Below are 9,078 nucleotides of genomic sequence, written 5' to 3' on the forward strand. Positions count from 1 at the left end.
CCCAGCTTAACCGCCGTATAACCGGTTTTGAAAGCCTCCGACTCGGCCACGCCCGCAGCCGCATAAGCAGCCAGGGCCACTGGCGGCGTAAACTTGGAAAGCATGGCAAAGTAGAAGCAGAAGAGGTGGGCAGCAATTATCGGTACCCCCATTTCCACCAGGGCGGGCGCCAGCAGGGCGGCTTGAATAATATATGCCGCTACCGGGGGCAGGCCCATTCCCAGGATAATCGCCGCAACCATGGAGGCTGAATGAACATGGACCGCGCCGCCGGCATTCTCGAGCCAGACAACCCTTTTCTCAAACAGGTCCTGGATTCCATGCAGGCCGGTATAAGCGTCCTGGACACGGACCTGCGCATAGTAGCGGTCAACGCCTGGATGGAAAAGATGTATGCCCACCATCTCCCCCTGCAAGGCAAGCACTGCTACCGCGCCTACCAGGAGCGGGACCGGGCCTGTCCCTGGTGCCCTGTGGTCAAGACCCTGCAAAGCGGACAAACCAGCATATCCCGGGTGCCTTACACAGCCGAGGGAGAGGTGAAGGGACATCTCGAAGTCAGCGCCTATCCCATGTTCAGCGCTGACGGGCAGTTAGAGGGGGTCATCGAGTATGTGCGGGATATCACCGAACAGGTGCAAAGCCGGGAGGCTCTGGAATATGAAAAGGAAAAGTTCAGACTTTTCGCTGACTTCACCGCCAACTGGGAGTACTGGATTTCACAGGAAGGGCAATTGATATATTCCTCCCCGGCCTGCAGGGACATCACCGGTTATGATCCTGCCGATTTTAAACAGGACCCATCTTTATTGGACAGGCTGGTGCATCCCCGCGACCGGCACCTGTTCACCGGACACCTGGAGCATGTCCTGCCCCGGGGCACCAGTGACTGCCAGCTCAGCTTCAGGATCATCGACCGCCACGGCCGCCTCCGCTGGGTGCAGCACGTCTGCCGGGCGGTATTTGATTCCCGGGGGGAGTACCTGGGACGCAGGGCTTCCAATACCGAGATCACCCTGCGCAAAATGGCCGAGGACAGCCTCATGGAAAGATTAAAGGAGCTCAACTGCCTGTACGAGATTTCCAGGCTGGTCAACAAGGATGATGACCTGCACACGATAATGGACGGAGTCGTGGACACCATACCCTCCGGCCTGCAATACCCAGAGCAGGCCTGGATCCGTATTGAGGTGTCCGGACAGAGCTTTTGCACTCACCCCTCCAGCGAACCCCATTGCATAATATCCCAGGAGATTGTTTCCGAATCCGAAAGCCTCGGCCGGGTCACTGTAGGATATCAGCAAATATTCCCCGAGGAAGACAAGGGGCCGTTTCTTCTGGAAGAAGTCAATCTGGTGCAGAGCATTGCAGATCTTCTGGCCGGCTTCATGGGCCGCAGGAATATGCAAAAGGCCCTGCTGGAAAGCGAGGAAAAGCTGCGCACCATTCTGGAGCAGACCCCGGCCCTCATCTGCCGCTTCCAGGCTGACGGAACCATCGAATACGTAAATCAGGCCTATTGCCGGTTTTTCAACAAATCCCGGGAAGAACTTACAGGGACAAACTTCCTGGAGCTCATTCCCCCGGAAGACCGGGATTTCGTCAAAAACCACTTCAACTCCCTGACCCCGGATAATCCGCAGGTAAGCTATGAACACCGGGTCCAGGGCCCGGACGGCCGGCTTTACTGGCAAAGCTGGGTTGACCAGGCCCTGTTTGACTCCGCAAACAACCTGCAGGCATACCAGAGCGTGGGCCGGGACATCACCGCCCAGAAAGAGGCCGAGGAAGAACTGCGCCTGGCCAACCGCTCCCTAAGGGTCCTGCACCTCACTGGAGAAGCCATGGCCCGGGCCACAGACAAAGCCTGGCTATGGGAAAAGGTCTGCCGCATTCTGGTGGAGAATGGTGGGTATGTCCTGGCCTGGGTGGGTCTGTGCGGAGAAGACGGGGACAACAGGGTCTACCCTGTGGCCCAGGCCGGTTACGAGCCCGGATACCTGGAACATATCACCATTACCCGGGACGACTCCCCCACCGGGCAGGGTCCCACCGGAACAGCCATCCGCACAGGACAGACCAGGATCTGCCGCAACATTCTCACTGATCCCGCTTTCGCGCCCTGGCGCAGCCAGGCCCGCAAATACGGCTACGCATCATCCATTTCTCTGCCCCTTATCCAGAATGAAAGCGTATTGGGAGCCCTGAATATTTATGCCCGGGAACCAGATGCTTTTGACTCCCGGGAAGCAGAGCTTTTGCAACGCCTGGCTGCAAACCTGGTCTTCGGCATGCAGGCCCTGGACACCTGGAACAGGCTGGAACAAAGCGCCCAGCATCTGGAGCAGGCCCAGGCCGTGGGGAAAATGGGCAGTTGGAACATGGACCTGAACGGAAAAAACTTCAAGCTATCCAAGCAGGCCTACCACATCCTGGAAGCTCCACCCGGTTCACGGATCACCTGGGAAATGATCTTTTCCCGTGTACATCCCGGGGACCGTGAACGGGTACAGCAGGAATGGGAGATCGCCATGCGGAAAAAGCAGGCCTTTGACAGCGTGCACCGACTCCAGATCCGGGACCAAGTCAAGTGGGTCCGGGTACAGTCCATACTGCAGACCGATTCCCAGGGGGTACCCGTTCAATGGCTGGGTGTAGCCCAGGACATCACCGCCCAGAAGGAAGCCGAGGACAGGGAAAAAGAACGTCTGGAGCAGCTGCAGCAGGCCTCCAAGATGGCCGCTCTGGGTACGCTGGTGGCCGGAGTGGGCCACGAGATTAACAATCCCAACAATTTCATCATGCTCAACGCGCCCATGCTCCGGCAAATCTGGGACGACGCCCTGCCCGTACTGGAGGAGTACGCCCGGGAGCACGGAGAGTTCAACCTGGCCGGGATGCCCCTGTCCAGCATCCGCGAACATATCCCTGGCCTGTTCACTGGAATCATAGACGGCAGCAAGCGCATCAAGCATATCGTCTCCGACCTCAAGGACTTTGCCCGGCAAAGCCCTCTGCAATCCGGCCAGGAAGCAGACATGAACCAGGTAGTGGAAAAGGCGCTGAACCTCATGGGCAGGATGATCGCCAAATATACGGACAACTTCCGGGTGGAATACGGGGAGAATATTCCTGTTGTGCATGGAGACTTTCAAAAGCTGGAACAGGTGATCATGAACCTGGTCATCAACGCCTGCCAGGCCCTCACGGACAGGCGCGGGCTGGTCCTGGTCCGCACAGCTTACGAGCCCGGGGAAGAGGCTGTCCTGGTGGAGGTCCGGGATGAGGGCCGGGGGATTGACCCGGAGCAGCAAGAGCGCATCTGCGATCCCTTTTTCAGTACCAGGCTCAAGGAGGGAGGCACCGGCCTGGGCCTGTCCATTACCTCTTCCATTGTCCAGGACCATGGCGGACGTCTGGAATTCGACTCCTCCCCCGGACAGGGGACCACCGTGCGCCTGTATCTGTACCCACAACAGCCCCGGTCTGAGACATGAGTTACAGCCAGGAACCATCAATCCTCATAGTTGACGACGAGCAGCACCTGCTGGACAGCCTGTCCCTGACCCTGCGCACCAGAGGGCACCAAAACGTGCTTACCAGCCGGAAAGGATCCAAGGCTTTGTCCCTGATTCAGAAACATTTCTGCCCGGTGGTCCTGCTGGATCTGTTCATGCCGGACACCCCCGGGGAGGAGATCCTGGCCCGCATCTGTGCCGAACATCCGCATACCGCCGTTATTATCATCACCGGGATAAACGAGGTGGAAACAGCAGTGCGCTGCATCCGGGCCGGGGCACTGGACTACCTGGTCAAACCGGTGGAGCCGGACAACCTGCTGGCCGCGGTGGATCGGGCCCTGAAACATTCCGCCCTGCTCCTGGAAAACAGACGACTCAGGCACAAGCTGCTGCACCAGGAACTGCAGAAGCCGGAGGCCTTTGAGCACATTCTCACCCGCAGCCGGGAGATACAGGCCGTGTTCAACTATATGGAGGCAGTGGCCCCGGCCCGGGATCCCCTGCTCATCACCGGGGAGACTGGCACGGGCAAGGATCTTCTGGCCAGATCCCTGCATATGGCCTCGGAAAGAAAGGGGGAGCTTGTCCGGGTAAACACCGCCGGACTGGACGAACATATGTTCTCCGATGTCCTGTTCGGGCATGTCCGGGGAGCATTCACCGATGCCAGGCAGGCCCGGGCCGGGCTTGTGGAACAGGCCCGGGGAGGGACCCTGTTTCTGGATGAAATCGGCGATCTGCCCTCCGCCAGCCAGGTCAAGCTGCTGCATCTGATCCAGGACAGGGAATATCTGCCCCTGGGTGCGGACAAGCCCAGACGGGCGGATGTGCGCATAGTCGCGGCCACCAATCGCGATCTGCAAGCCAGGGTGCTGGACGGTGTCTTTCGCCAGGACCTGTTCTACCGCCTGAGTACATATCACGTACATCTGCCACCCCTGCGGCAAAGGCCCCGGGATATCCCCCTGCTGGCGGCTCACTTCCTGGATGAGGCCTTGCAGGACCTGAACCAGGAACAGGGAGAACTCACCCCGCGGGTTATAAAGCTGTTGCAGGAGTATGATTTTCCGGGCAATATCCGGGAGCTAAGAGGGATCATCTATGACGGCCTGGCCAGAGGAGGTGTTGCGGGCATTGAAGAAAAGCTGGCCTCTCTCACGGGCTGCTCACCAGATCAGGTCCCTGGCGCGGACACCCTGCCGGACAGGGAGATAATCTTTCCCAGCCTGCTGCCCACTCTGGAAGAAACAGTGCAGGCCCTGATACAAGAGGCCCTGAAACGCTCCGGGGGCAATCAGGCCCGGGCGGCCGGGATGCTGGGCATATCCAAGCAGGCCCTGAACCAGCGCCTCAAGAAGACGAAATAAGGCTATGCAACCGGCAGATGATAACTTACAAAACCCCTTTGTTGATGTGACTGCAAAAAATCACTTTTGCAGTCACAGATGTCAGAGATCAGACGTCAGGTATCAGTAAAAACAAAGACTTATGTAGATTGTTTGTTTCTGAATTATTCATTTTCTCGACTTTTTGCAGGTACATCATTGATCCGGAACACTGTACTTGAACCCTCTTCCTTTTTAATTGCACACTTCGCGTCAAGCGCGAAATGTGAAGATGATTAAAAGCAGTATGTGCCTGTCCCACTCTCTTTCACTGGGTTGCACTACGCGCAGGTCAGGGGTCTGCTCAGTGGCTTCTTTTAACTTGTTTTCCACCAGGCCCAGAGTAAAGGCTGAACTATATACAGGCACTTGCAGGCCAGACATGAGCCAGGGTAAGGCTCCAATATGGTCTTCATGGCCATGGGTCAGTATTATGCCCTGGAGCTTGCTTTTTTTCTCCAGCACAAAATCCAGTCTGGGAATCACCACATCCACTCCATAGTGAAAATCATCAGGGAACATCAGTCCGCAATCAATGAGAACCGCACTTTTTTCAGTTTCCAGAAGCATGCAGTTCATGCCTATCTCCCCCAGGCCACCCAGGGGATAAAAGGTCAATCCTTTTTTATTCTGATTCATTTTTTAACTCCAAAAAATTGTTATGCATCAGGGACCACAGGTCCTGTTTTAATTTATCTCTTTGCTTTAAGCTGTATTCTGCACTGACCCGCCAGGGAGGCAAGGCCCTCAGGCGCACCTTGCCTGGCCTGATATAATACCTGCCTTTATAATGAACCTGGTTGGTGCCGTCCAGGACAAGGGGTACCACTGGCAGGCCAGTTTTGAGGACAATAAGAAAGGCCCCAATCTGGAAATCCAGAAAGTCTTGGCCCTGGGGGTTACGGGTCCCTTCCGGAAAAATCAGTATGGACTCACCTTGTGCTACTTTCTGCATCGCCAGCTGGATATCCTGCATGGATTGGCGACGGTTTCCCCTGTGCAGGGGAAAATGGCCACAGGCACGCATTCCAGGACCAAAAATCGGGATCCTGAACAAAGAGTCCCTGGCCAGAAATCTGGGTTTGAATCTGGCAAACAGACTGAGGATTAATGGCGTGTCCAGATGACTCTGGTGATTGGCCAGAAAAATATAGTTTTGCTCCGGGTCAAGCTCTGCTAACTCCAGCTCCAGCTGCGTTCCGCTGGCCCAGATCGTGGATCTGGCCCAGATCATTTCCAGGGCGCGCACCACAGGCTGTAAACCCTGGAAATGCCCCATGGGCCTGACCAGCAAAGCCACAATAATGGTACATGGAAAAAAAACAATGCAAAACAATATATTGCGTAAAATAAGTCGTAACATGTTGAACATAAGCAGTGATTTTAATGCTAACCAAATTTTTAGTAAAGCACAAGGATGCGCTTTTCCAGAGCAAATTTATTCTCAAAGTTTTGCTGTTTGGCCACAACCCGGTCCAGGCGGCCTTGACCTCCTTAGTTGTAAGCGTTCAAATTACCAATGAACAAAACCAGCTACAGGTTTTGATGTGCGCTGCCTTGAAGCGAGTTTTTGCGTCCTGTTTGCTAAAAGCCCCGGGAGTCCGCAACTGATCTTCTGCAGAAAACAAAACTGCCGTGATTGCACTGCAAGCCGGGTTGACATATCCTAGCCCGAATTTACGGCTGTAGTGAACCAAACATGGAAATCTATTCGCTATAAGCCATAATTTTAAATGCGTATTATGCGGGCCAATTTTCTGGATTATATCCGTGCGGATTTTGTGACCACAGCCCGGGCCAAGGGTGTGGCTGAGGGTCGGGTGATGTTCGTGCATGTGCTGCGCAACGCCATAAACCCCTTGGTCAGTGCCTCAGGCTTTATTCTGGCCACCTTGCTCTCCGGCTCCATTCTGGTGGAAAACGTGCTCAATTATCCCGGCCTGGGCCAGCTCATCTTTGAAGCCCTGATGCGCCAGGACGAGTTCGTAGTGGTAGCAGCAGTACTCATGGGCTGTCTGATGCTCATGCTGGGCAATCTGCTGGCGGACTTGCTCCTGGCATGGTCAGATCCCAGGATCAGGCTGGATAAGAACTAATTCTATGCTCAAATATTTGTTCAAAGAGATCCTGCACCGACCTTTGGGTCTGGCTTGTCTGCTGGTACTGGGGGTGTTGTACGTAACCACCATATTTTCCCAGTTTCTGGCCCCATATTTGCCCACGGACCAGGATCTGCAAAAGGCCTATCATCCGCCTGCCCGCATTGTGTTTCAGGACTGGCGGCCCCACGTGCAGGTCTACGAACAGATTGATCCTTCTGCAGCCACGTACAAGGCTGTGCCAGGGGAAACAGCGCGGATACACTTTTTTGCCCCTGGAGAGGAATACCTTTTCTGGGGCCTGATACCGGCCAAAATGCGTCTTTTCCAAGCTGAGGAGCCCCACAGGATCTATCTTCTGGGCAGCGACGGCACCGGCAGGGATGTTTTTTCCAGACTGCTTTACGGTGCCCAGGTCTCCTTAAGCATCGGTTTTATTGGAATCTGCATCACCATGACCCTGGGTTTTCTGGTCGGGGGGGTGGCTGGCTATTTCGGCGGCCAGGTGGACTTTCTGACCATGCGCCTGGTGGAGTTCGTGATCGCTGTACCCTCTTTGTACCTGCTGATTGCCTTGCGGGGTGCCCTGGCAGAGCACTTTGCCCCGGAACAGATGTACCTGGTCATTGTGATCATCCTCTCTTTGATCGGCTGGGCAGGTGCAGCCCGGATTATTCGGGGCATGGCCCTTTCTTTGCGCCAGAGACCTTTTGTCCTGGCCGCAGAGGTCATGGGGCAAAGCAGTTTTAAAATCCTTTTCAGGCATTTTCTGCCCAATCTGGCCAGCTACCTGCTGGTAGCGGCCACCTTGAGCATCCCGGCCTATATTCTGGCTGAGGCCTCCCTGAGCTTTTTGGGGCTAGGTATCCAGGAGCCAGGCACCTCCTGGGGGCTCATGCTGCAACAGGCCCAGGAACTGAAAGTATTTACCCTGAACCTCTGGTGGCTGTTGACTCCGGGGGCAGCCGTATTCATCACCGTGATCACCTTCAACATGCTGGGGGACGTGCTGCGCGATATTGTCGACCCCCGGCAGCAGATGGTCAAGCGCTAAGAAGGCCCCTGCGCATCCCTGATGACGGCTGCGACTCTCATGTGCCGGGTTACTCACCACATGGCGGCTTGCATCCACAAGAATGTCCGTACCATTTTCCGCTTGAACATGGGATAGGCCCCGCAGGGGCATGAGCTCCGGGATGAATCCTGGAGCCTGTCCTGCTCTTGCGGCTCCACATCCGGCACCCTGGATCGAATGGCTTCAAAATCCCGGCGCTCGACCCCGGCTGCACGTTCCTTAAGATAATCCATGGTGTGCAGGGAAGAGATCTTTTCCGACAAGCCCAGGGTGAGAAACTGGTTCATGGAGCTTTATTCTTTGCTGTCAACAGAAGCTCATAAACGAAGCAAATGTTTCTATCTCGCAACAAGGAGAGGGTGTATATGATTGGTGCCATTGCCGGAGATATTGTCGGATCGGTTTACGAGTGGGACAATATTAAGGCCAAGGATTTTGATCTGTTCACCTTGCGCAGCTTCTTTACTGACGATACCGTCCTGACCGTCCCTCCCTGGTTGCACAATTACTGAGGTAAAAGAAGCACAATAACTGTCTGTCGCTCTTGAAAATGCTTCGAAACGGGCAACGTCCTCGGACTGTTTTTCTTGATCGGCCGTATAAAATATGGCAGGAAATACTCAGTTTTTCATATCATCCGGCACATTACCCTGCCTTGGCTCCAAGCTTTTAACTTCTGAGAGCTTTACCATGAAAAAACATTCGCTGGCCCACTACGCCGAACAAAACAGCGCCACCTCCGGCAAGCGGGAGGTCATCCTTACCATGTATCTGATCAGCAAAATAATGGATTGAGAAAAATATTATTGACTCTGTAACAAAAACTGTTACACTAAAAATGATAAAGAGTTTCAGGCATAAGGGGCTTGCGGAACTGTTTGAATACGGCCATTCAAGTAAAATCCGTCAGGATCTGCAACAAAGGCTGCTGCGGCGTCTTGATGCCCTGGACATGGCTGAAACTCTTGGTGAGTTAAAAATCCCGGGTTTCAATTTCC

Annotated in this window: 10 protein-coding genes and 1 pseudogene; 7 read left to right on the forward strand and 4 right to left on the reverse strand. The window is 54.9% G+C overall.

Features of this window, described 5'->3' with window-relative positions; all coding sequences use genetic code 11:
* Nucleotides 1–242, reverse strand: a 242-nt coding sequence (locus tag QZP87_RS10635; RefSeq protein ID WP_291322901.1) for a TRAP transporter large permease subunit, incomplete at its 3' end; no start/stop codon positions are given.
* A 9-nt stretch (nucleotides 243–251) separates the two neighbouring features.
* On the opposite strand from QZP87_RS10635, the gene QZP87_RS10640 reads away from it, so the two are divergent.
* Together QZP87_RS10640 and QZP87_RS10645 are read left to right on the forward strand one after the other, a co-directional pair.
* On the forward strand, nucleotides 252–3,497 hold the full coding sequence (locus QZP87_RS10640; RefSeq protein ID WP_291322902.1) for a PAS domain S-box protein: 3,246 nt from the start codon (nucleotides 252–254) through the stop codon (nucleotides 3,495–3,497).
* A complete protein-coding gene (locus QZP87_RS10645) occupies nucleotides 3,494–4,888 on the forward strand; it encodes a sigma-54 dependent transcriptional regulator (protein ID WP_291322903.1) in 1,395 nt (464 codons plus the stop codon). The genes QZP87_RS10640 and QZP87_RS10645 overlap by 4 nt, the downstream gene beginning before the upstream one ends.
* Nucleotides 4,889–5,179: 291 nt before the next feature.
* Here the strand turns inward: QZP87_RS10645 and QZP87_RS10650 are convergent.
* Together QZP87_RS10650 and QZP87_RS10655 are read right to left on the reverse strand one after the other, a co-directional pair.
* Nucleotides 5,180–5,545: pseudogene (locus tag QZP87_RS10650) on the reverse strand (MBL fold metallo-hydrolase); the annotation flags it as partial.
* On the reverse strand, nucleotides 5,532–6,185 hold the full coding sequence (locus QZP87_RS10655) for a lysophospholipid acyltransferase family protein (RefSeq protein WP_291322904.1): 654 nt from the start codon (nucleotides 6,183–6,185) through the stop codon (nucleotides 5,532–5,534). The pseudogene QZP87_RS10650 and the gene QZP87_RS10655, both read right to left, overlap by 14 nt.
* On the opposite strand from QZP87_RS10655, the gene QZP87_RS10660 reads away from it, so the two are divergent.
* The 3 genes from QZP87_RS10660 (at nucleotide 6,184) to QZP87_RS10670 (ending at nucleotide 8,059) form a co-directional block, all read left to right on the forward strand.
* On the forward strand, nucleotides 6,184–6,429 hold the full coding sequence (locus tag QZP87_RS10660; protein ID WP_291322905.1) for a hypothetical protein: 246 nt from the start codon (nucleotides 6,184–6,186) through the stop codon (nucleotides 6,427–6,429). The two genes, QZP87_RS10655 and QZP87_RS10660, sit on opposite strands and share 2 nt — an antisense overlap.
* A 210-nt stretch (nucleotides 6,430–6,639) precedes the next feature.
* Entirely contained in the window at nucleotides 6,640–7,002 is a 363-nt protein-coding gene (locus QZP87_RS10665) for an ABC transporter permease (protein ID WP_291322906.1), read from the forward strand.
* A gap of 4 nt (nucleotides 7,003–7,006) precedes the next feature.
* Complete coding sequence (locus QZP87_RS10670) at nucleotides 7,007–8,059, forward strand: ABC transporter permease (RefSeq protein ID WP_291322907.1); 1,053 nt, start codon at nucleotides 7,007–7,009, stop codon at nucleotides 8,057–8,059.
* Nucleotides 8,060–8,112: 53 nt separating this feature from the next.
* Here the strand turns inward: QZP87_RS10670 and QZP87_RS10675 are convergent, their stop codons facing one another.
* Complete coding sequence (locus QZP87_RS10675; RefSeq protein WP_291322908.1) at nucleotides 8,113–8,367, reverse strand: hypothetical protein; 255 nt, start codon at nucleotides 8,365–8,367, stop codon at nucleotides 8,113–8,115.
* A gap of 78 nt (nucleotides 8,368–8,445) precedes the next feature.
* On the opposite strand from QZP87_RS10675, the gene QZP87_RS10680 reads away from it, so the two are divergent.
* Together QZP87_RS10680 and QZP87_RS15600 are read left to right on the forward strand one after the other, a co-directional pair.
* Complete coding sequence (locus tag QZP87_RS10680; RefSeq protein WP_291322909.1) at nucleotides 8,446–8,592, forward strand: hypothetical protein; 147 nt, start codon at nucleotides 8,446–8,448, stop codon at nucleotides 8,590–8,592.
* A 326-nt stretch (nucleotides 8,593–8,918) separates the two neighbouring features.
* A partial coding sequence (locus tag QZP87_RS15600; RefSeq protein ID WP_363331012.1) for a type II toxin-antitoxin system RelE/ParE family toxin occupies nucleotides 8,919–9,078 on the forward strand: 160 nt, incomplete at its 3' end.

It is taken from the genome of Desulfonatronospira sp., assembly GCA_003563255.1.
Lineage (GTDB): Bacteria > Desulfobacterota > Desulfovibrionia > Desulfovibrionales > Desulfonatronovibrionaceae > Desulfonatronospira.